The following is a 22,417-nucleotide window of genomic DNA, read 5'->3' as shown; positions in this document are numbered from 1 at the left end:
ATGAAGACAGAAAGGGCGCAGCCACGGCCGCGCCCTTCGTTCCTGACAACTTGATCACCTGATCACGCGACCACTCGCATTCTCTACTTCCCTTGCGGATGCTTCGCAGCAGGCTTCCCCGCCGGCGCCGCGCCCTTCGTATCCGCGATGGCCTGATCGATCATCTGATACAGCTTGGTGCGATCCACCACTTCCACGAACGGCGCGCCCTTGGACTGCGATGTCACCACCCAGATCGTCGGCGTGTGCTCGATGCCGATGCGCTGCCCCAGAGCGTAGTCAGCCTTGACCGCCGCAGTCAGCTTGCCCTGCGGATCCACGTTGAACGGAAACGCGATTTTGTGCTCGGCGGCAAACTTCTGCGTAAAATCATCCATCGACGACGCATTGTCACCAAACGACGGCTGGTTCGCGAAAATCGCGTCCCGATATTCATCGCCAACCTTCTTGCCTGCCTTCTCGTCGAACCAGCGCGCGTTCACCGCGGCCTGAAAGCTCCACGCATGCTGCGCCAGCGGAAAATCATGGCGCACCCACGGAATGTGGTACTTCTCGCTCGCTTCCTTCAGCAGCGGATTGGCGCGCGCACAGTCAGGACACTCCATGTCCTCAAATTCAACAATGGCCACGTGCGCACCCGCAGGCGGCTTCAGTGCGGACGGATCGTGCACTTGCGTACCCGGCGCGGGCGGCGCAAACTGCGCGTGCACCGTGGGGACCGCGGCGGCCACGGCGAGCGCGGAAAAAGCAACCAGAAGACGTGCGCCCGAGGCGCGAAAGACCATCAGCATATCGATTGAACGGCTCCCTGCTCTTGATTGTAACGAATGGTGAGGTGAGAAGTTGCGGTCGGGATTCACGCCCCGCAGGTCGATCAGGCTCTCCGATCGCGATCCTGGCCGCCCTCGGCGCGTCGCGACGCCACCCAACGCCGCCACTTGTAGTCGGCAAAGATGCTGCCACCGATGACCACCACTGCGACGACGATCAGAATCAGCTTCACATCCGCAGTGTACAGAATGGAAGCCCGCCGCCTGAGCCGCTGGCCGAAACAAAAAAGAGGCCCGCCCTCGCTCCAAGCTGGGATACGAGCAAAGGCGGGCGCACCGAATTCGTTTTTCAGATTACTTGCGGCCGAGCACGATCACCGTGAACGTCCCCGGCACCACCGGCGGCCGCGGCCGCGGATTATCCGCCGTCGCCGGCGGCGCCTGTCCAAACTGCGCCGTCACCGTATAGATGCGATCGGACGTCGCATCATACGTCATAGTCCGCGCGCGCTTCTGCGTGGGTACCGTCTGCACCGTGGGATAGCTCGAGTCGGCCGCGTTCACCACGCTCAGCACGCCTTCGCCACAGGAGGCAAACGCCAGTTTGGCCTTTGCGTTATAACCGGCCGCATCCGGGCCGTCGCCAATGGTCGCGGTGGCAATCTGCTTTCCGCTGGTGTAGTCCGTCACCGCCATCTTCTTTCCGTCGCACACGCTGAAGAGCCGATGCGCATCGGTGTCGATCGCCAGGCCCGACGGCGAGTCACAGGTGATGGGCCACGTCGCCACCAGCGACTTCGCCTTCGCATCGAGCTTCACAACAACGTTCTTGTCCTCGATGTTGTCGTACAGATTGCCCTGCCCGTCCACCTGCGCAAACTCCGGTTTGCCGGGCAGCGCAATCGTCGCCACAACCTTGTTCGTCGCGGCATCAATCACCGACGCATCCTTACTGCGTCCGTTGAAGGCCCACACGGCCTTCGTTACAGGCTCGTAAATGATGGCGTCGGGATTCGTGCCAACCGCGATTGTCGCCACCGTCGACAGATTCGAGCGATCGAACACCACCACCGCGTTGCCGCCGCCGTCAGAGATGTACCCCAGTTTGCCGTCAGGATTCAGCGCCACACCATGCGTGCCGTGCAGGCCGGTTATCGAGCCCACCACCTTGCCCGACGTGGTGTCGACCGCATCCACCTTCTGCCCGTGCGTGATGTAGAGCCTGTTTGCTGGGCCGTCAGCCAGCAGATAGTCCCAGCCGCCGTCGCCGCCAATCTTCCACTGGTCGATGACCTGGTAGTTCGCCTGGGCCGTCAAAGCAACCGGCGCGCCCATCGACGCCGCGGCCAGCAAACAAAGCGCAAAACCGCCAAACCTGTTCCTCATCGTGTCTCCTGTTACGACGCTTTGACCCTAGCACCGCCACCTTAAGGCAGGATGAAGAGGCTGCCCGCGCCTGTATCCTCACTGCGAAAGCCCACCCAAATCCAATCGAAATGGGTGGTATCTTGAATCCGGTTCCTTTCTATGAGATCAGGTTTTGCTTTTTTTCCATCACTTCGCCTACTTGCGCTCGCAGCATCACTGATCATCTCCGTTACTAATGTTGCCAAGGGGCAGGACCACGTCGACAACCCTGACGAGGTATGTTCAGGAGCCAACCTGAAAAGCTCGGCTTTGGTCGAGGACTATGATTTCCGCTCGTACCTTACGGAAAATGACGGTGCCTGTTTTCAGGTCCTCAAGAGGGGGAAGATCGTCTTCCGACGCACGGTATGGAGTAACACTGCCTACATGATCGGACAACCTGGGAGCACGAGTGATCAGGTTCCCGCGATCCGCAACGGCGCGGACCTTACAGGTCGTGGCCACCCAAACATGATCGTGAGCGAGTGGAGCGGCGGTGCCCATTGTTGCCTTTCGCATTATGTCTTCGAACTCGAGCCTAAGTTCCGGTTGCTGGCGAAACTGGAAGCCCGAGATACCTGGCCTGCCTACTTTGCTGATCTGGACCGCGACGGCCGTTACTATTACATCGCCGAGGACTGGGCGTTCGCCTACTGGCTTGGATCGTTCGGAGGTTCACCAAACCATGAGGTCATCCTCCGATGGATCGATGACGACCGTGGCGGCGGCTATCATCTCGCTCTCGACAAGATGCAGCAGCCCGCACCGTCTCCAACTGAGTGGCGAGAAGCGATCGACAAAATCCGCAGCGATCTGGCAACCGAGAAAACCGGATACGTGAGCAGCCTGCCGCTAGACATGTGGCAAGAGGTCATGGACCTTATCTACACCGGACATCCCGATCTGGCTTGGAAGTTCCTCGATGAGGCCGGTCCGGAAGCGCAACGAGGCAAGAGAGACTTCGATCTCGAGAGCTTCTGCATAACTTTGAAAGAGAGCCTGTACTGGCCTGATCTTGCGCGCACACTTAAGGATGCTCCTGCAAAGTGCCTCAACGCGCGGGCGACTCCGCCGAAGAAGTAAGGGGCTTTGACCCGGCCATCACCTGCTATCGTTCTCTGCAAGGATCACAACTCCGAATGCGACGTCTACGCCGGCGGCTCCTCAGATTCCTCGGCATTGCCGTCCTCGCATACGTCGGCATCTGTGCACTTATGTTTTTCACGCAGCGTTCCCTGATCTACTACCCGCAGTCGCGCGCAAATCGCGCCGGCGTTCCCGTGATGATTCTGCACACCGATGCCGGACCGGTGCTGGTCTCCACGCGCCCCGCTCCCGGCCCCGGCGCAGTGATTTACTTCGGTGGAAACGCCGAAGACGTTTCACTCGACCTGTCCGACTTCTCTTCTGCATTTCCTGATGACGCAATCTACCTGCTTCACTATCGCGGATATGGCGGAAGTGCCGGCAAGCCGTCAGAGCAAGCGCTCTTCGCAGACGCACTGATGCTCTTCGATCAAGTCCTCGCGCAGCATCCAAATGTAATCCTGATAGGCCGCAGCCTCGGATCCGGCATCGCGGTCAAGGTGGCCAGCGAGCGGCCCATACAGCGGCTCGTCCTCATCACCCCGTTCGACAGCCTCACCGATGCGGCTGCACAAGCCTACCCCTGGTTGCCCGTGCGTCTTCTCATGCACGACAAATATGATTCGTGGAAATACGCGCCGCACGTCACCGCTCCTACGCGCATCCTTACGGCCGGCAACGACGAAATCATCCCGCGCTGGAGCACAGAGCGTTTGCGCACACGCTTCAAATCCGGCCTCGCAACCTACACAGTGATTCCCGGCGTAGGACACAACTCAATCTCCGACAGCCCGGATTACCTGCGCATTATCGCGAAGCCTTAGCCTTTGTCCCGCTCGCAGACTCACTCTTCGGCGGCGCAAACTCCGTAATATTGAACACCCGCATTCCCTCGCCAGGCGGCTTCACCTGCAGCACCATTGCCAGCCGTGTCGGCGTGCCTTGGAAATACGGCACGTGAATCGTATGCAGTCCCTCCGTCAGTGTCACCTTCGCCGTCTTCACCAGCACCGGATGAAGCCCATCCAGATCGACCAAGGATTGGTGGTCAATCTCAAGTCTGGCGCCGTCATCCGCCTGCAATTCGAAAGCATACTCACCGGGCTTGCTGATGTAGAACTCGCCATAATAGTCGACGCCGAACCACAGATTCGTATGCGTCACGCCCGGAATGCCGTCGGCCTGGTTGATGTCCTGGTCCCATACCTCCAGCTTGTCGGTATAGATCGATCCAACCGGGTCCAGGTTCCAGAAATCCGGCAGTTGCGCGGCCCCGGAGGAAAGCTCGTACACATCGCCGCAGAAGTCGTTTTCGCGCGGAGTGATCACTCCAAACGAACGCACTGAGCCGATGGGCCGCTTGATCGCTTTTGCCTGGTCGCCCTGCGCAGCCAGCGACACGGGGCGCGACACATCCACCACGCCCAGGTTTCCTGTGACTCGATCGCGCACCACGAGCCGCGCAAGGTCCGGCGGATGCACTCCCGGAAGCTCCAGCACGTTCGAAAGCCCCTTTTGCTTCGCCTTGGCGAAGAAGGCCGCATCCACCGGTCGGTCCACCGTCGAGTGCAGGTACTGCACAAATGCGCCCGTAGCATCGAAGGTGCACATGCCAAAGTCAAGCCCCACATGCAGGTTCGATTCGCTGAAACCGATATCGGGGAACGAGTCTGACTTGACTGTCACCATGTAGCGCGTTCCGCCGCCGCCCTGCGCAAGCAAGGGCCGCGCTGTCACCGCCAGCGTGGCCGGCGTGGAAGCATGCCAGCACGCAGCCTCTCCCAGCGCAACGTCCTCTGTGGCTGCTCTTCGATCGCGCGCATGTACCTGGTCGGGCGTGGGGCCGATGTAATACCGCTTCCGATACGACAGCCGCACCTTGGGCCGCGTCGTCTTCACCAGCACATCGTGATAGCCCGGCTCCGGAGCCGCCTGGATCGCAAGCTGATAGTGCGTGGTGGCATTCAGTGCGCACACCGCGCCAGAGCTGATGCGGAATCCGTTATCGCTGGCGTCCGCACCGTTCGGGGAGTGCGGATCGATCATGCGCATCGAGAGCATCTGCCGCGGAGTCTTATCCGCGTGCTTGCCCGCGTCGAAAACCTGGAACTCATCTTGCTTCAAATCATTCACAGGATTGTTGTGCTGATCGGTCGCAACCACCTCGATCACCGCCTCGCGCGCATTGATGTGCAGCACAAACGGAGTGTCCTGCGCATCCGCCGGCGGCGGGGCCTGGGCTCGCAACTGATGGAGCAACAGTGGCGCAAGACACACGACGGGTAAGATGACTCGCGGCTGCCAGTGATGAGAGTACATTGCGGCAAATGTATCGCATAGGCCGGCTCGCAGAGAAGCGCCGCCAATTTCACGTCGATGCATTACCCTCATACTGCGGGTCTCCTCGGCCTGCGCGAGACACGAGACCCGCTCATGCGCATAGTCCTGTCCAACATCGGCACCTACGGCGACATTCACCCCCTCATCGCCATCGCGCTTGAGCTCAAGCGGCGCGGCCACACACCGGTCATGGCTCTGCCCGCGGTCTACGAGCCAAAGATTCGCCCGCTCGGCCTTGAGTTTCACGCCGTCCGCCCCGACATCGATCCCACCAACACTGCGCTCGTCGCCATGATTTACGACGTGAAGCACGGCACCGAACGCGGCTTGCGCGACTTCCTCTTTCCCGTGCTGCGCCAGACCTACGAGGACCTGCTGCACGCCGCCACGCAACCCGCGCGCGCGGATCTTCTGCTGCTGGGCGAGCTCAACTATGCCGGCCCCATCGTGGCTGAAGTCACCGGCATCCCGTGGGCCAGCTACGTGCTCGCGCCGCTGTCGTTCTTCTCCGCCTTCGATCCGCCGGTGCTGCCGCCGTATCCGCGCCTTGCGCGCGCCGACCGCACCCCCGGCATGGGCCGCGCCATTCGCCGCCTCGCGCGCCTCGTCAGCCGCCGCTGGCCTGATCCCATCTACGATCTGCGCCGCGAACTGGGCCTCCCGCGCGGCCCCAATCCCCTCTTCGACGCCAAGCACTCGCCCTATCTCGTCCTCGCGCTCTTCAGCCGCATGCTCGGCTGCGAGCAGAAGGACTGGCCCGATCACACACGCATCACAGGCTTTTGTTTTTACGACGCCGAAAGCGGCAACGCGAAACTGCCGCCGCACCTTGAAAAGTTCCTCGACGCCGGGCCGCCGCCAGTGGTCTTCACTCTGGGTTCCGCAGCCGTGCTCGCTGCCGGCCGCTTCTTCGAGCACTCCGCGCGCGCGGCCATCAAACTCGGCGTGCGTGCAGTCCTGCTGATCGGCAGCGACCAGCGCAACCGCCCGCATCAAGCGCTGCCTGACACCATCTGCGTGGCCGAATACGCACCCTACTCCAAGCTCTTTCCGCGCGCCTCGGTCATCGTCCACCAAGGCGGAGTGGGCACCACGGCCAACTGCCTGCAAGCCGGCCGGCCCATGCTCATCATGCCTTACTCCCATGACCAGCCAGACAACGCCCGCCGTATGCGCCGCCTCAAAGTGGCGCGCGTCATCAAGCGCAGCGACTACACCCCCCTCCGCGTCGCGCGCAAACTGAGCATTCTTCTTGAGGAGCCCAAGTACGCACGCCGCGCTGAAGCGGTAGCCCGCCGCCTCAGCCACGAAGACGGAACAAAGTCCGCATGCGATGCGTTGGAAGAGTTAGCTCGAAAGACACAACGCTGAACAGGTGACCATGATTCCCAAGGAAGCCAAGATCTTCGATCCCAACGACGCGGCCACCGGCTCCAACGGCGCGGAACTCCTCGACTCCAGCGTGGTGAAACGCGGCGATCAGTGGCACATGTTCCTCGCAGGCCAGGCACACGGTTTCGGCGCTCCGCGACTCTACAGCGCGACACTACCCACAGGAGCACCACTCTCCGCAGCGGGCTGGCAACTCACCCGCGACACATCCGGTGAGCTGATCCCGCTCGCCGCGCCGAGCGCGCAAGGCACATGGGATGCCAACGGCGGCCGCCACTGTCCTTCTTACGTGCGCGGCTTCGATCCACAAACCAACCGCTGGATCGAGCGCATCTACTACGCCGGCGGCGCCGAGTTCATATGGGGCCCGTACACCATCGGCTACCTCGAGTGGGACGGCACCGCATGGCAGCCGCAATCCGAGCCCGCATTCCACGCGACCGAAGACTGGGAGCACGGCAGCGTGTACGAGCCCAACCTCATTTATCACGATGGCAAATGGAAGATGTGGTACGTCGCCGGTTCTAATCACGAGAAGTACCTCGCCCATGGCTACAGCGAAAGCGAAGACGGCCGCACCTGGGGCGCGCACACGCTCTTCGCCCCCGCCGACATGTTCCTCTTTGATTTCTGCGTGCGTCCCCGCGGAGATTCCTTCGATGCCATCTTCGCCCGCGTCGCGCTGGGCGACTCAATTCCGCCCGAAACTGGCCTCTGGCACTGTCGCGCCGATGCGCCCCATGGCGATCTGAAGCAATGGTCCGAGCCCGTGCAGATTATGACTGCTGAAGACCGCGGCTGGCACACGGGTCCATGGAAGCCTTCGCTTGTCTTCGACGAACAAAAATCGCAACGCGCCCTCATCTTCTTCGACGGCCTCTACAACACCGGCGCGGGAGGTCCTTTCCCCTTCGCGTTCACGCTTGGCTGCCTCGAGCTCGATCTGCCGGAATAATCACGCGCCGACCTGCCGAGGCTGAAACCCGCGCGGATTCAGCGCATTACTTCAATCCCCTCAAATCCATCGGCCACCGATACAAACCTCAAAACAAACCCTCGCGTACACCTCGCATCCCAACGCATCCGAGAGGGCATTTGCCGGCCCGCAACCCCCCGGCGCGCCCCTTAAGAGGAGAAACGCGATGATCGCAAACCGATTCACACGCAAGCTGGGCCTGGCGTCCGCAACTACCCTGCTCGCCGGAGCAACTCTGTTCGCGCAGTCCCCTGGCGGAGCAACCGGCATGCCGCAGCAACAGCAGCCGTCGCAGCAACCCAATCAGACCAGCATGCCTTCGCAGGCACCCGATGCGGGTCCCTCCACCTCCGCGCAGAACATGGCTGACACTTCGTTCGTATCCGAGGCCATGCAGGGCAACATGGCAGAAGTGCAGCTCGCGCAACTCGCTCAGCAGAAATCGCAGAGCCAGGATGTCAAGCAGTACGCGGCCAAGCTGGCCAACGATCACAGCCAGATGAACCAGAAGTGGTTCGGCCCGGTCGCCAAGCAGATGAACGTCAACGAACCCAAAGGTCCTTCGAAGAAAGACAAGAAGCTGATCGAGAAATTGCAGGGCCTTAACGGCGATGAGTTCGATAAGGAATACCTCACCGCGATGCTGAAGGATCACCAGGACGATCTGAAGAAGTTCAAGCAGGAGGCGGATGGCACGCAGGATCCGAACCTGAAACAGATCGCCACGCAGGGCTCAACCGTCATCTCGCAGCACCTGCAGCTGGCCCAGCAGATAGCGAAGGCTCACAACATCCCCGTCGAAGGCGGCAAGGAAGTCTCTAGCAGGTAACAACGCGTAACCCCGTGACCCCCACCCTTGCGACTTTTGTTATCGCAAGGGTGGGGATCCGGGCAGCTTCAGAGCCGGCGCGGCGAGTCGACAATCAGAACTCGCCCGTCCGTAAGCGCGCGAACGGAATGGGCGCGCATTCGCCGGCACCACCACCGCGAGCCCCGCATGCGCAACGTGCAACTCGCCTTCGATCGTCAGTTCCAGTTCTCCATCCAGCACGTGATAAATCTCCTCCTGCGGATGGAAATGCTCAGAATACTTGATCCACGATCAAAATCGTAGTGCGCCACGGTCATGTGCTCAGAATGAAAGAACCGTCCCCGCCACCCCGGGAGGCGCTCAATCACAGGAAGCTTCGCGATTTCGATAGGGGGCATCACCCACCTCGCGGGCCTTGCGTTTTTGCTCTTGCACTCTTGCCTCTAATCCCTGGCGGCAAAGAAGTTTCAAGCGGATGGCTCTCGCCACTAGCCCATCCGTGCCCCATCCTTGCGGCTTCTTTCTGTCGCAAGGGTGGGAAGTCACGCACCCCGCCCAACCTTGGCGCCGAAGGCGCAGTGGCCGCACCGCAGGTGCTTAGCAGCCCGTGCCCGCCTGCTTCAACGCATCCTTCAACCCTGCCATGCTCACGCGTGTTGAAGCTTCCGGCGTACCCGCGCCGCGCCAGTGCGTCTCCAGGCTCACAGCATAGCGATAGCCATCCTTGGCCATCGCTTTCAACTGCCCCGCCCAGTCCACAACGCCCTTGCCCACCGGCGCCCACTCCCACTTGCCATCAGGCTTGCGCACTACGCTCTTCGCGTGGCAGTGGCCAATGCGATTCTTCGGCAGCAGATCATATCCATTGGGATACGGCATTGAATTCGGAAACGTCGCCGCATTCCCCGGATCCCAGTTGAGCATGAAATTCGATTCCGTCACCGCTGCCAGGGTAGCCGCAGCCTCTTCGCCCGTCGCCGTATTGCACGACATCTCGTTCTCCAGAACCAGCACCAGCTTGTCCTTCGCCGCGCGCTGCGCCGCCTGCCGCAGCTTGTCGTTAATTGCCGCGCGGTACGGCTTTACATCCTCCAGCCGCCAGAAATCGAAACACCGTATCCGGTCCGTCCCGAACGCCTTCGCCAGCTCAATGCATTTCTCCAGCAGCGCGTCCTGCGCCTTAAAGTTCTCATCGGCGTGAAATGTATCCCGCCGCTCGCTCTGCTTCGACAACGGCGCGCCCGGCCAGTCCACCTTGAACAGCGGGCTCGCAATGTCCGTCACTTTCAGGTTGTACTTCGCAAGAATGCGCTTGGCATCGGCGATCTGCGCGTCATCCAGTGCGGTGATGTTCTTGTTCCACATCCCGCGCAGCTCAATCCACCCCAGCCCAAAGTCCTTCGCCGCAACCGAGCACGCATGATCGAAATCCTGCGAAATCTCGTCATTGATCACTGCGACGCGAAAGGGACAACTCGAAGCCATCGCCCGCACCATCTCCGGCGCAGCACAGAACGCAGCGCCCGCAACGGCGCCGCTCAAAAACTCACGTCGAGAGATACTCATGGACACCCACCCCAACAACTCTGAACAGCAACTCTGAGCTAGTAGCGAGAAGCCGGCAGCTTGCAGCTAAAGGCTACCGGCTACAAGCTGCTGGCCAAGGATCATTACCGCTATTCACTTCCGCGCATACTGCTTCGTCTGCCCCGTCCGCGAATTCATCACGCTGAAGCTTCCATCCTCATGCGCAACCACCTTGAAGTACGCGCCATCGGCGCCGCCCTTCAAATTCGCGATCAGCGGATCGGCGCTGTTATGCGCGGCATCCGATCCCTCCGCGGTATGCAGCATCCACAGGTCCTCGAGCCCGGGGCTCTCATGCACCGTCTGCCACGCCTCGGGACTGCCCGCCTTGTGCGCGCCGTTATCCATGATCGCCACGCGCGGCGCAATCGCATCCACAAATGCCTTCGAGTTCGACAGGTTCATTCCGTGATGATTCACCAGATACAGGTCCACATGGCCGATCAGATTCTCCGGGCAAACCAGCGGAATCTCCTTCGCCTTGGTCAAATCGCCCAGGTCAAGAAAACGAAACTTGCCAAACCGCACCAGCACGCCCGTCGACCGTGGATTTTCCGTCGTGTCCATGTCCCACTTCGGCTCGCTCGCGCAATAAGGATTCGCCTTGGGCGTCACGCCCGGCACGCTCTTGATGTGCTCGCCGTCAGCCGCGATCACAATCGTCGTCAACCCTGGAATGTCAATCGCGTCGCCCGGCTTCACGATCCGCCGCTTGTGCCCCTCAATCGCCTTCACATACGCGGCATAATCGTGGCGCGTGATGTCAGAGTCCTCGCGATTCTCGCCGTGATCGATGAACTCGCCCACCTGCACCTTTTGCACGAGATTCGGCACGCCCCCCACATGATCCACGTGAAAATGCGTAATCAGCACATGATCGAGCTTGTCGATGCCCGCATCCTTCATCGCCGCCTGAATGCGGCCGACGTCGCGTCCATTGCTGCCTGGCCATCCTGTATCCACCAGCAGCGATGCCTTCTCGGGCGTAACCAGCAGCGTAGCCTGCCCGCCTTCCACATCAATGGCGTAGATCAGCAGTTGGCCCTTCGCATGGGACATCTTGTCCTGGGCGATAGCGCGCGGCGCCAGCGGAACAGCCACCATCGCAGATCCAACAGCAACTTTGAAGAGGAAGCGGGAAGCGATTCTCATCGTGCCAGCAAGTCTAAAACGCCGGACGCGCACCGCGAAACTTCGACTACACTCGCACCTCTGTCGTGAAGACCGCAAATGTCAACAGCGCTGCGTTGGCGGCGAAGCCGCAGTTGGCCGCACCGCAGGTGCCGGCGAAGCCGCAGTTGGCCGCACCGCAGGTGCCGGCGAAGCCGCAGTTGGCCGCACCGCAGGTGCTAGAACCGGAACAGATAAGAAGCCTTGATGAATACCTGCCGCCCATCATTCAGCAACGTCGCCGACCGCGGCGGGTCCGTATTATTCGGATCGCAGGTCCCGTTCGGCAGCCGGTTGCAGAGCGAGCGGTCCAGGTTCTGCAAATTGTTGTTGTATCCGATATACACCGCCGTCCCCGGATGCGGCAGCCAAGTCAGCAGCGCCTGCGTACCCCACTGCCTGGTCCGCGGAATCGTCGTCCGCTGTGGATTCGCGAGCGTCGTGTCGTACTCCACAATCACGCGCGCTGAAATTGCCCGTGTGAATTGATAGTTCACCTTCGTGCGGAACGTCTGCGCTTCGTAGACAAACGCACCATCCGACGCCGCATGATCGCGATCGAGCAGATACGTGTTATCCGCCGTCAACTGCCGCAGCGGCTGCAGCGAGAACAAAAAGTTCACCGTCTGCTGGTCCATCAGCGACGGCTTCTGCCCCGCCGCCGGGTTGTAGTTCACGTTGCCACCCCGAATCGCCACTGCGTCGAAGTTCAACTGCGTCCACGGCGCGCTCTTCACCACCATGCCGCCGTAGTTCTCCGTGAAGTTCTCGCTGTGCGGCATGTCGTACCCGTCCTGCGGCCCCAATGTGTCGGAGTTCTGCCCTATCAGCGGCGCCAGCACCGTGTTCCGCGGCAACAAGAGGTACGGGTCCCCGTTCACGTACCGATACACCCGGTTGCCGAAGTGATCGAACGCAAACGCCTCGTCGACCTCCAGTCCCCAGCCTTGAATGGTCTTGCTCTTTGGAAACCACTGATAGCTCGTGTGCGTGTGATTCTTGCGCACGTTGTTCGTCTGGATAAACCCCACGTCCGTCACGAACCCTGTGCCGAAATCCACAAAGTTCGAAAACAAGTTAAACGCGTGCCCCTGCCGCGACACATCAACGTAGGTCCCGGGCCCCGCCGAGTACGCGCCGCCATTCACATCTGCCTCGCGCGTCGAACTCTCCACCCACTGCGCATCCGCGGTCCAGCTATTCGACAACCGCAGCGTCGTATCCACGCCGCCAATGCGGTTCCATCCCCCGTCGAACTCCTCGTCGGTATAAATCAACCCCAAACTCGAGCCCTTGCCAAAATCCTGCGACACGCGCCCCACCGCAAATAGCGCATGCTTGCCATACTGCGGATCGCTCTGCGCAACGGTCTCGCCGGGCGCTCGATCGTCAATCGTGAACAGGCCAAGATTCGTGTTGTGCACCTTGCCCGTCACGCGCGCGCCAAACTCCGGATGCACGATATTTCGCGTGTACACCAGCCGGATTGGCGTCGCAAAGTAGTTCGCGTTCTCCAGAAAGAACGGCCGCAACTCCGGAAAATACACCGCAAACCGCTGGTTCACCGTGAACTGCGGCTGGTCGCTCTCCACCGTGCTGAAGTCGGGATTGATCGTCCCATCAATCACGATGCTGTCCTTCAGAATCACCTTGCCGTCCGCGCCCGCCGTGCCCTCTAGGTGCCGCGAGCTGAAGTATGGATTGAGCGGATCGAGGCTGATCAAATTGCGCTCATTCTGCGCCAGCGCATACGGATTGATCTGGATATTGTGCGACTCCGTCAGACCCGACATCCCGTGCAGCGTGCCTTCCTGGCTCAACGTGCCGCTGATGTTCGCCGCCACCCTCGGCCAATAATCGAGCTCGCTATTGCGCGGAATGCTGCGCGCGAACACCGCGCCCCAATCCGGCCCCGAATGCCTGAACCGCAGACTGCGGAACGGAATCGAAATCAGCGCCATCCAGCCTTTGTCCGTCACGCGACCTTCGGAGTCCCAAACCTGGTCGTAGCTATAGTCCGGGTTCGCGTTTTCCGTCCACGCGGCATCGCTCTGCACGCCTGCCGGATTTACCTCGAACAGCACGCCCTTGCGCCGATCCTGAAACGCATCCAGCAGCACGGCTACGTAGTCGTCGTTCTGCACGTTCTCGCGCCGCGCCAGGTGCCCGCGAATTAACGCCGGCGAATGATCGAAGCAAATGAATACGAAGTAGAGCATCGTCGACGTGCGCCCCATCCACACCTCGGTTCGCTCTGTCGCCGGCTGACCATCGCGGGGCACCTGCTGGATGAAGTCCGTCACCATTGCAAGCTGGTTGCGCAGCTCCGGCCGCGGCGTCATGCCCTCAAAATCCGCCAGGCGCAATCCCGCCTTCAGCAGCGGCACCTTCACATCGGTGACAGCCTGCTGCTTCGGCGGCTCTGACTGCCCCGCCTGCGGCTTCTGACTAGCTTTCAGAATTCCCGGGAAAAGAATGAACGAAAGAATGATCCCCAGGCATAACGACGAACGCCCCATGCATCTACCATGCGCACATCGAATCAGCGCGCCAACTGTCAGTTCTCTCCACTCATTATCTCTTACCCGCGTCTCCATCATTAGCTAACACGACGCAGCCAACCTCACCTTCGTAAGCAGCTCCTGCAGCGCCGCCGCAATCATCCTGAATCCCCATCCATCCTCTGCACCGCTTCTTGCTTCGGATAAGGCGTGAACTAAAAACACCGCCGTGCAGAACGGCCCCGAACGTCGACTCTGCAAGCGCCCAAGAAAACAGGGCAGCGCCGTACTGCGCCCGCGCCGTCCCAGCGACCCCCAACCTCATACCCGAAAGGCATAGATATGGCAGGCTACGAAACCGACACCACCGTGTTTGGATACTTTTCCTCTGAAACCCAGGCCGAAGCCGCTGTGCGCGAGCTCAAGGCCGCCGGATTCACGCGCAACCAGATCAGCGTTGCCGGACAGCCCGGCACTGGCGCCTACAGCAGCGGAACCACCACCGGGGAATCCACCACCGGAAGCAAGATGCGCGAAGAAGGCCACAAAGCCGGCGAGGCAGTCGGCGGCTTCTGGGATCGCATCAAGAACTTTTTTGAAGGCGATACAGCCGAGCCCTACGCCGACGAACGCACCAGCGGCGACATGGCCACGCACGAAATCACCGGCAGCAACAACGTCTACGACTACGACGACGACTTGCACGAGTCCTGGGGCACCACCACCGATCGCTCCCGCTACTTCGGCCAGCAATACGGCAGCACCGGCCAGGGCTACATCGTCAGCGTAAGAGCCGCCGAGCGTCGGGCCGAAGCCGAGACCATCCTCGAATCGAACGGCGCCGACCTCGGCTCATCCGCAGAAAGCTCCACCGCCCTCACCCCCGACTACGCCAGCAGCAATTCCAGCTACAGCGGAACCGGAACCGGCACCACCAGCCCCTACGCCGAAACTGAAGACGCCGCCTACACCGGCAGCACCGGCTCCGACCTCGACACCCGCACCCCGCGCCGCATCCAGCTTTACGGGGAAGTGCTCCGCGTCCACCGCGATCGCGTGCAGCGCGGCGAGGCCCGCATCCGCAAGGAGACCGTCACAGAAACCCAGAACGTCGAGGTTCCGGTCACGCGTGAAGAGCTCGTCGTCGAGCGCGTGCCCGTCTCCGGCTCCCAACCGGCCACCGGCGCCACCTTCGGCAGCGACAGCGAAGAGATCCGCGTGCCGCTCACCGAAGAAGTCGCCCGTGTGGAGAAGGAACCCGTCGTCCGCGAACAGGTAGAAATCGGCAAACGCGAAATCACCAACACCGAAAACCGTCAGGAAACGGTCCGCCGCGAAGAGCTCCGCGTCGACGAAGACAAAGACCGCCTCCGCAAAGCGAGCTAATCACACGGTCGGCGACCGAGGAGCACGAAAGCCGCACTAAAGACGCCGACTCAGCACGAAAAGAGGGTGGCCCAGGTCTCTCGCATTTGGAGACCTGGGACACCAAGAACCTGAACCAGCCACGGGAACGTCAATTCACCAAAACACTGTGTCATCCCGAGAGGCCGCGCGCTTTCTTCAGCGGCCCGAGGGACCTGCAGTTGCTCTTCGACGGATACCTGAACTCAAGCGCGCAGCCAGTTCTCCACGCGTAGCCCCTTCACCCGCTTGAACTCCCGCAAATTATCGGTGACGAGAATGCCGTCAATCGCCAGCACATGAGCCGCAATTAGCAGGTCGTTTGCGCCAATGACTGTTCCAGTCTTTTCAAGTTGCGACCGGATTATGCCGTAGTGCCCGTCTGCGTCCGGCTCAAGCGGAAGCACCTCGATGGCGCCCAGCAACTGCTCAATCCGCTCCGCCAGGATCTGAGATCCGCTCTTAGCCGCGCCGTAGCGGAGTTCGGCAGCAACCACGATGCTTGTTGCCAGAGATTCACGTTCCGCAATCGCCAGCCCTGCGATTTTCTGCGCGACTTTGCCGGCTGGGCTCTTCAGCAAATCCGAAAGAATATTCGTATCCAGAACATACCGCTGCGCCATCAGAGCTTCACCGGCTCAGCAGGCAAATCCTCAATCTCGGGCAACTGGTCCTTTTTATCGAGCGGCGTCCACGTCGCCAGCAGGTCAAGCAGCCTGGGCCTGGGTATCGCCTCCAGAATCAGCCTTCCGCGCTCATCCCGGCGCAGAGTCGCCTCATTCCCCGGCAGTTCGAACTCCCGCGGAATCCGCACTGCCTGGCTCCGGCCATTCTTGAAAAGCCGCACCTGCCGTACTGCGCTGCCCGCGCTCATCTGCCACCTCTACATACAGCATATGCCAGAGCATATGCCACTGCAAGACATCCCTCTTCGCAGCACGTGTCATCCAGAGCGAGCGCAGTGAGCGAAGGATCTGCGGTTGCTTTCGCCAATTCGCAGAGGGCTAACCCATCGGCATCGGTGACAGATTGTCGACGCGAGTTTCAGGTCTCACCTCAAGGCACTCAAGAATGGGATGGTCCAGGAATCGTTCGATGAGCGAAGACGATCCGCCGACAACTGTGAACGTCAGATCATAGTCGCTGCAAACACACCACGAGTGATCTTCCGGCCACCAGTACTCAGGCGTGTATTGGAAGGGCCGCTCGTAGACAGACTTAATGGCTCCATTGAGAAAGCAATCTCCCACCTCATCCAGCCTGCCAGCGAAAAGCAGTTCCTGATCGGTGGCTATAAAAGGAATTTCCGCAAATCTGAAGTAGCAGCCTTGGGTGGACGTCACCCCCGCCAGCACTGAAACGAGCTGATTGCATTCCTGAGCATCCAGAGTCCCGTCCGCCGGACCCCAGATGAACCGTGGCCAGCATTGCGGATTCGGCTTAAGCCGCTGCGAAAACCATGAGTGGGTCAGCTCTGGTGCGTACGGAACGCCAAACGCATCCGCGGCATCCTTCCACCTGATCCTTGAATCAGCCGCCATGGTCCGCCTCTTCACCCAGAAGTCACGCACCTCTGCGCACTCAGGTATTTTAAGGATCGCGATCTCCTCGGCTGTCAGACCGGCCTGAGGATCCTCCGCTCGAACATCGAGCTTGTGGAAGATCTTTGCGTACCTTTCGAATACCGCGGGCAACAGGCCCGTCACTTGCACTCCGTTGTATTCATTCACCTCCGACGTCATTGCGGCGCGGCCGAGCAGAATCCAGTCGAAAGCATCCGAGTCGGGCAGTGTCTTCACACACGCGATTGTAAGATTGGGCCTTCGCTGACGGCCGACGCTGAAGGCCGAAAGCCGCCCCTCCTGCTACAATAGAAACTGCCGCATTATGCGGCAATTCGAGGACAAATCCTCCCCGAGCGGCTCGCGGCCCGCAGCATCACCCGCCCGCGCCGCCTTGACGCATCAACCTCATTGGCCCCCAAAGGCCGCATCGGCCCAGGCCGAAAACCCATAAAGGAAACACCGCTCCTGTGAACCAGACGATACGCAATATCGCCATCATCGCGCACGTAGACCACGGCAAAACCACCCTCGTCGACGCCATGCTTCGCCAGGCTGGCACCTTCCGCGCCAACGAGCAGGTGGCCGAGCGCGTGATGGACTCGAACGAACTGGAGCGCGAGCGCGGCATCACCATCCTCGCCAAGAACACGGCCATCAACTACGGCGGCGGCAAAATCAATATCGTCGACACCCCCGGCCACGCCGATTTCGGCGGTGAAGTCGAGCGCGCCCTCAAGATGGTCGACGGCGTCATGCTCCTCGTCGACGCAGCCGAGGGCCCCCTGCCCCAGACTCGTTACGTGCTCGCCAAGGCCCTCGAAGCCAAGCTGCCCCCCATCGTCGTCATCAACAAGATCGATCGCCCCGACGCGCGCCCGCAGGAAGTGCTGAACGAGATCTACGACCTCTTCATCGATCTCGACGCCGACGAGCACCAGCTTGAGTTCCCCGTGCTCTACGCTGTCGCCAAGCAGGGCACCGCGACGCTCGACCCCGCCAAGGCAGGCGAGAGCCTCGAGCCCCTTTTTGAAGCCATCGTCAAGACCATCCCCGAAGCCACCGGCGACTCTGAAGCCCCGCTCCAGATCCAGGTCACCAACCTCGACTACTCCGAGTACTTCGGCCGCATCGCCATCTGCCGCGTCTTCCAGGGCACCCTCCGCACCGGTGACGAAATCCTCATCTCCAAGCGCGACACCTCGCTGCAGAAGACCAAAATCACCAAGCTTTTCACCTTCAGCGGCCTCAAGCGCATTGAGACCACTGAAACCACCATGGGCGACATCATTGCCGTCGCCGGCGTCGAAGGCATCACCATCGGCGAGACGCTCACCAGCGTCGAAACGCCCTCGCCCCTGCCGCTCATCGTCATCGACGAGCCCACCATCGCCATCCAGTTCAGCGTCAACAACTCGCCCTTCGCCGGACGCGAAGGCCAGTACGTCACCAGCCGCAACCTGCGTGAGCGCCTCGAAAAGGAACTGCTCACCAACGTCTCCATCCGCGTGGAAGAGCTGGACTCGCCTGACACCTTCAAGGTCCTGGGCCGCGGCGAATTGCAGCTCGCGATTTTGATTGAAATGATGCGCCGCGAAGGCTTCGAGCTCATGGTCGGCCGCCCCGAAATCGTTACCAAGATGGTCGACGGCGTCCGCATGGAGCCCGTCGAGCACCTCACCATCGACGTTCCTGAAGTGCACACCGGCGTCGTCATCGAGAAGCTCGGGCCCCGCAAGGGCGAAATGACCAAGATGCACAACCACGGCTCCGGCCGCGTCCGCATGGAGTTCCGCGTCCCCTCTCGCGGCCTCATCGGCCTGCGCAGCGAAATGCTCACCGAGACGCGCGGCACCATCGTCATGAATGCGCTGTTCGACGGCTACATCCCTTATCAGGGCGAGATCCCGCAGCGCCCGACCGGCGCCCTCATCGCCGACCGCCAGGGCCTCACCACCACCTACTCCCTCAACAGCCTCCAGGAGCGCGGCATCCTCTTCGTCGGCGCCGGAGTCGACGTCTACGAGGGCATGATCGTCGGCGAGCACTCCCGCGACAACGACCTCGATGTCAACGTAGTCCGCGAAAAGAAGCTCACCAACATGCGCGCCTCCTCGGCCGATGAAGCCATCCGCCTCGTCCCCGTCAAGGCCCTCAACCTCGAGCAGACCATCGAGTTCATCGCCGATGACGAGCTGGTCGAAGTCACCCCCAAGTCCCTCCGCCTGCGCAAGAAGATCCTCCAGGCCAACCGCCGCCCCAAGCGCTACGAGAAAGTCGAAGCATAAGGTAGGTCGGGCCTTCAGGCCCGACATCCACGCAATCCTAGAGAAACAAAACGGCGCATTCCGCAAGGAATGCGCCGTTCGCTTGTCTGGCACCCTAAGCCGTGTCATCCCGAGAGTCCGCGTGCTTTCTTCAGCGGACGGAGGGACCCGCAGTTGCTTTTAGACTTAGCACCTTCGGGAACCAATCACCCCCGCCTCGCGTACCTCAACCCATGAAAGCGCACTATTACACCGCGGCCGTCATCCTCCTCGCCGGCAGCGTCGCCGCATTCGCCGACACCAAAACCCCCTGCAGCCAAACCCTCAACGTCCCGCTGCAATCCCGCGCCGACCTGATCATCGATTCCAGGCCCGCAGGCCTTCAGATCGTCGCCACCGACGGCAACGAACTCCACGTCTCCTGTTCGGCGGACAACAGCGAAAACGCCGGCGAGGTCTCGCTCCAGTTCTCGCCCACCTCCAATGGCGGCAAGCTCTCCATCAAGGGACACGAGCATCCCGGCAACAACGGCGTCCAGATCAAAATCGAAGTCCCCCGCAGAACCAACCTGGCTGTTCACATGTTTGCCGGCCAGGTCACCGTCGATGGCGTCAAGGGCGACAAGGACATCGACATCGGCGCCGGACAGATCACCATCTCCTCCATCCGCGACGGCGACTACCGCTCCGTCGACGCCTCCGTCGGCATAGGCCAGGTCCAGGCGCAGGCCTACGGCGTCGACAAAGGCGGCTTCTTCCGTAGCTTCAAAAAGCAGAGCCCCACCGGCGACTACCGCCTCCAGGCCCACGTGACCACCGGCCAGGTCAGCCTCCTTGGCAATGCGGAACATGAAGGCAGCGCCCCCAAACCCGATTGATACAGCTTGTCGTGGGTGGCGCCGCGTATCTACAGCTTTTTATAGCTAGCTCTTTATAACTACTCCCTACTCCCTACTCCCTGTACTATCACCTCCGTGGACACTCCCGACCCGATCGTCACTTGGCTCCTCGAATCTGAAGACCCCGCCCTCCGCTACCAAACCCTCCGCAACCTCACCGACACCCCACCCGCTGAGCTAGCCCAAATCCGCGCCCGCATCCCCCACGAAGGCCTCGCCGCCCAAATCCTCGCCGCCCAGGGCGAAAACGGCGCCTGGCATCGCGACGACGACACCCCCGACTGGCTCCCCACCCTCTTCATGTTTCAGCTTCTCCGCGCCACCGCCGCCGACCCCGCCGACCCCACCATCCAGTCCGCCGTCGACCACCTCGAAGCCGGCTTCCGCTGGGCCGACGACCTCGGCAGCAAGCCCTTCTCCGAAGGCGAAACCGAGCCCTGCATCAACGGTGGAGCCCTCGCGGCCAGCTCGTACTTCGGCCGCCCCAGCCACACCCTCGCCGCGCGCCTCCTCGCCGAGCAGCTACCCGACGGCGGCTGGAACTGCGACGCCCCCCAATCCCAGCGCTCCTCCTACCACTCCACCATCTGCGTCCTCGAAGGCCTCCTCGAATTCGAACTCGCCGCCGGCCCCGACTCCCCGCTCACAACCGCCTCAGCCGAAGCCCGCCTCCGCGCCCACGAGTACCTCCTCGACCGCCGCCTCTTCCGCCGCCTCTCCACCGGCCAGCCTGCCTCCCCCGAGTTCCTCCAGCTCGCCTGGCCCACCCGCTACCACTACGACATCCTCCGCGCCCTCGACTACTTCCGTTCCACAGGCCTCCCGCCCGACCCCCGCACCCGCGAAGCCATCCAACTCATTGAATCGAAACGCCAACCCGACGGACGCTGGCTCCTCGAAGCCTGTTACGACGAATCCCTCTCCTTCCCTTGGCCCGACCCCATCGGCGAACCCAGTCGCTGGATCACCCTCCGCGCCCAACGCGTCCTCCGCTGGTCCAGGATCGACCCGCTTCGCGCCGTCACAATCAGCGTCCACCGCCCGAGCGACCCCACCCCGAACCCCGCCGCCTAACTCCGCCTCCAAAAGCAATCGGCGCATTCCGCTAAGGAATGCGCCGCCAGGTCTTTCTACTCCCTACTCCCTATTCCCTACTCCCTCGGGCAGCTAGCTGCCCGAAATCTGCACCAGCCCAGCCCCAGCCCCCGGCGAAATCTCGCTCGTCTGCGGCGCCCTCCAATGGTCGATATAGCTGATCCTATGCACGCACCCAATCGTGCAATGCGGAGCGCAGCTCTTCGCCGTCAAAAACTCCCGCTTCACATCCGCGGTCGTATACTCCGCAATCGGAACCCCCGGGAACCCGCGCTGCTGGCTGCAATAGTGCACCAGCCCGTCCTCGCAGATATACAAATACCGCGACCCCGCCCGGCACCGCCACTCATTCGGCTCGCCCTTCGCAATCGCGTTCTGGAACGCGTCAAACTGCGCGTAATTCGTCTTCTTGCGGTCGCGCATCGCAAAATACACCCGCGACTCGTCCTCGGTCAGCGGCTTCAGCTGCCCGTCCCCGTCGTGAATAATCCCAATCGTCGACTCGAAACCCAGCTCCAGCGCCCGCTTCCCAATCGTCAGCGCGTCGTCCGGATTCTTGAACCCGCCGCCCACCACGCTATTGATATTCACGTGGAACTCGGCAAACTCCGCCAGCATCTCCAGCTTCTTGTCCAGAACCTTCAGGCTCTTCTTCGACACCTCGTCCGGAATCACGTTATCAATCGAGATCTGCATGTGATCGAGGCCCGCCCGGTTCAGCCGCTCAATGCGTTCCTGGTTCAGCAGATACCCATTCGTGATCATCCCGGCAATCGCGCCCGTCTCCCGCATCCGCCGGATAATGTCGTCCAGGTCGGGATGCGTCAAGGGCTCGCCACCCGAGATCCCGATCATCGCCGTCCCCAGCCGCCCCAGCGCATCAATCCGCCTGTACATCTCATTGAGATCCACAGGCTTAGAGACCTTGTCGTACTCATTGCAATACGCACAGCTCAGGTTGCAGAACCGCGCGGGCACAATCTGCGCCAGCACCGGATGCGACGTAGAAGCCAGCGCCCGCGCCACCATCGCATACTCGCGCGCCTTCCGCTTAGCCGCTACAAAACGTCCCCTCGCCGTATCCCGCCGAAACTTCGCCATTCTCCTTCTATTGAAACACAAGACTTTCTCTAGAGGATGCCCTGCTGTT

At 61.4% G+C, this 22,417-nt stretch carries 21 protein-coding genes; 9 read left to right on the top strand and 12 right to left on the bottom strand.

The annotated features are described in order from the left end of the window. Window positions 1–83: 83 nt before the first annotated feature. The 3 genes from MOP44_RS08840 to MOP44_RS08830 form a co-directional block, all read right to left on the bottom strand. Window positions 84–791 carry a DsbA family protein gene (locus MOP44_RS08840; RefSeq protein WP_260795674.1) on the bottom strand — a complete coding sequence of 236 codons (708 nt, stop codon included), beginning with the start codon at window positions 789–791 and terminating at the stop codon, window positions 84–86. Window positions 792–874: 83 nt separating this feature from the next. Beyond that, window positions 875–1,003, bottom strand: coding sequence for a hypothetical protein (locus MOP44_RS08835; RefSeq protein WP_260795673.1), 129 nt, complete (start codon window positions 1,001–1,003; stop codon window positions 875–877). Window positions 1,004–1,124: 121 nt separating this feature from the next. Continuing rightward, a complete protein-coding gene (locus MOP44_RS08830) occupies window positions 1,125–2,156 on the bottom strand; it encodes a YncE family protein (RefSeq protein WP_260795672.1) in 1,032 nt (343 codons plus the stop codon). A 141-nt stretch (window positions 2,157–2,297) separates the two neighbouring features. On the opposite strand from MOP44_RS08830, the gene MOP44_RS08825 reads away from it, so the two are divergent. Beyond that, window positions 2,298–3,260 carry a hypothetical protein gene (locus MOP44_RS08825; RefSeq protein WP_260795671.1) on the top strand — a complete coding sequence of 321 codons (963 nt, stop codon included), beginning with the start codon at window positions 2,298–2,300 and terminating at the stop codon, window positions 3,258–3,260. Window positions 3,261–3,316: 56 nt separating this feature from the next. Beyond that, a complete protein-coding gene (locus tag MOP44_RS08820; protein ID WP_260795670.1) occupies window positions 3,317–4,087 on the top strand; it encodes an alpha/beta hydrolase in 771 nt (256 codons plus the stop codon). Here MOP44_RS08820 and MOP44_RS08815 read toward each other — a convergent pair. Next, window positions 4,071–5,582, bottom strand: a complete 1,512-nt coding sequence (locus tag MOP44_RS08815) for a PA14 domain-containing protein (RefSeq protein ID WP_260795669.1) — start codon at window positions 5,580–5,582, stop codon at window positions 4,071–4,073. The two genes, MOP44_RS08820 and MOP44_RS08815, sit on opposite strands and share 17 nt — an antisense overlap. A gap of 114 nt (window positions 5,583–5,696) precedes the next feature. Here MOP44_RS08815 and MOP44_RS08810 point away from each other — a divergent pair, with 114 nt between their 5' ends. The 3 genes from MOP44_RS08810 (at window position 5,697) to MOP44_RS08800 (ending at window position 8,800) form a co-directional block, all read left to right on the top strand. Next, window positions 5,697–6,974, top strand: a complete 1,278-nt coding sequence (locus MOP44_RS08810) for a glycosyltransferase (RefSeq protein WP_260795668.1) — start codon at window positions 5,697–5,699, stop codon at window positions 6,972–6,974. A 4-nt stretch (window positions 6,975–6,978) separates the two neighbouring features. Next, complete coding sequence (locus MOP44_RS08805) at window positions 6,979–7,950, top strand: hypothetical protein (RefSeq protein WP_260795667.1); 972 nt, start codon at window positions 6,979–6,981, stop codon at window positions 7,948–7,950. A 187-nt stretch (window positions 7,951–8,137) separates the two neighbouring features. After that, a complete protein-coding gene (locus MOP44_RS08800; protein ID WP_260795666.1) occupies window positions 8,138–8,800 on the top strand; it encodes a DUF4142 domain-containing protein in 663 nt (220 codons plus the stop codon). 39 nt (window positions 8,801–8,839) lie between these two features. Here the strand turns inward: MOP44_RS08800 and MOP44_RS08795 are convergent, their stop codons facing one another. The 4 genes from MOP44_RS08795 to MOP44_RS08780 all read right to left on the bottom strand — a co-directional run bounded on the left by MOP44_RS08795 (window position 8,840) and on the right by MOP44_RS08780 (window position 14,058). Further along, window positions 8,840–9,067: a cupin domain-containing protein gene (locus MOP44_RS08795; protein ID WP_260796627.1), complete on the bottom strand. Its 228-nt coding sequence runs from the start codon at window positions 9,065–9,067 to the stop codon at window positions 8,840–8,842. Window positions 9,068–9,379: 312 nt separating this feature from the next. Beyond that, window positions 9,380–10,348 (bottom strand): sugar phosphate isomerase/epimerase family protein, encoded by a 969-nt coding sequence (locus tag MOP44_RS08790; RefSeq protein WP_260795665.1) that lies wholly within the window; start codon window positions 10,346–10,348, stop codon window positions 9,380–9,382. Between the two features lie 114 nt (window positions 10,349–10,462). Beyond that, window positions 10,463–11,521, bottom strand: coding sequence for a ComEC/Rec2 family competence protein (locus tag MOP44_RS08785; RefSeq protein WP_260795664.1), 1,059 nt, complete (start codon window positions 11,519–11,521; stop codon window positions 10,463–10,465). A 197-nt stretch (window positions 11,522–11,718) separates the two neighbouring features. Next, window positions 11,719–14,058: a carbohydrate binding family 9 domain-containing protein gene (locus tag MOP44_RS08780; protein WP_260795663.1), complete on the bottom strand. Its 2,340-nt coding sequence runs from the start codon at window positions 14,056–14,058 to the stop codon at window positions 11,719–11,721. 324 nt (window positions 14,059–14,382) lie between these two features. On the opposite strand from MOP44_RS08780, the gene MOP44_RS08775 reads away from it, so the two are divergent. Further along, the gene (locus MOP44_RS08775; RefSeq protein ID WP_260795662.1) at window positions 14,383–15,426 is read left to right on the top strand and encodes a YsnF/AvaK domain-containing protein; all 1,044 of its coding nucleotides are present in this window, start codon (window positions 14,383–14,385) and stop codon (window positions 15,424–15,426) included. A gap of 224 nt (window positions 15,427–15,650) precedes the next feature. Here the strand turns inward: MOP44_RS08775 and MOP44_RS08770 are convergent, their stop codons facing one another. From MOP44_RS08770 to MOP44_RS08760, 3 genes are all read right to left on the bottom strand, one after another. Next, window positions 15,651–16,067 carry a type II toxin-antitoxin system VapC family toxin gene (locus tag MOP44_RS08770; RefSeq protein ID WP_260795661.1) on the bottom strand — a complete coding sequence of 139 codons (417 nt, stop codon included), beginning with the start codon at window positions 16,065–16,067 and terminating at the stop codon, window positions 15,651–15,653. After that, complete coding sequence (locus MOP44_RS08765; RefSeq protein WP_260795660.1) at window positions 16,067–16,318, bottom strand: antitoxin; 252 nt, start codon at window positions 16,316–16,318, stop codon at window positions 16,067–16,069. Before MOP44_RS08765 ends, MOP44_RS08770 begins: the two co-directional genes overlap by 1 nt. A gap of 130 nt (window positions 16,319–16,448) precedes the next feature. Continuing rightward, window positions 16,449–17,243, bottom strand: a complete 795-nt coding sequence (locus tag MOP44_RS08760; protein WP_260795659.1) for a hypothetical protein — start codon at window positions 17,241–17,243, stop codon at window positions 16,449–16,451. A gap of 233 nt (window positions 17,244–17,476) precedes the next feature. Between MOP44_RS08760 and typA the strand changes: the two genes are divergently transcribed. The 3 genes from typA (at window position 17,477) to MOP44_RS08745 (ending at window position 21,246) form a co-directional block, all read left to right on the top strand. Then, on the top strand, window positions 17,477–19,294 hold the full coding sequence (typA, locus tag MOP44_RS08755) for a translational GTPase TypA (RefSeq protein WP_260795658.1): 1,818 nt from the start codon (window positions 17,477–17,479) through the stop codon (window positions 19,292–19,294). A 212-nt stretch (window positions 19,295–19,506) separates the two neighbouring features. Further along, window positions 19,507–20,151, top strand: coding sequence for a hypothetical protein (locus MOP44_RS08750; protein WP_260795657.1), 645 nt, complete (start codon window positions 19,507–19,509; stop codon window positions 20,149–20,151). 96 nt (window positions 20,152–20,247) lie between these two features. Beyond that, a complete protein-coding gene (locus tag MOP44_RS08745; RefSeq protein WP_260795656.1) occupies window positions 20,248–21,246 on the top strand; it encodes a hypothetical protein in 999 nt (332 codons plus the stop codon). 93 nt (window positions 21,247–21,339) lie between these two features. Here the strand turns inward: MOP44_RS08745 and MOP44_RS08740 are convergent, their stop codons facing one another. Then, entirely contained in the window at window positions 21,340–22,368 is a 1,029-nt protein-coding gene (locus MOP44_RS08740; protein WP_260795655.1) for a radical SAM protein, read from the bottom strand. Between the last annotated feature and the right edge of the window lie 49 nt (window positions 22,369–22,417).

Origin of the sequence: Occallatibacter riparius, from assembly GCF_025264625.1 — a bacterium.
Classification (GTDB): Bacteria; Acidobacteriota; Terriglobia; order Terriglobales; family Acidobacteriaceae; genus Telmatobacter; species Telmatobacter riparius.
Note: the sequence above shows the minus strand (reverse complement) of the source record. Positions and strands in the feature narration are given on the sequence as shown.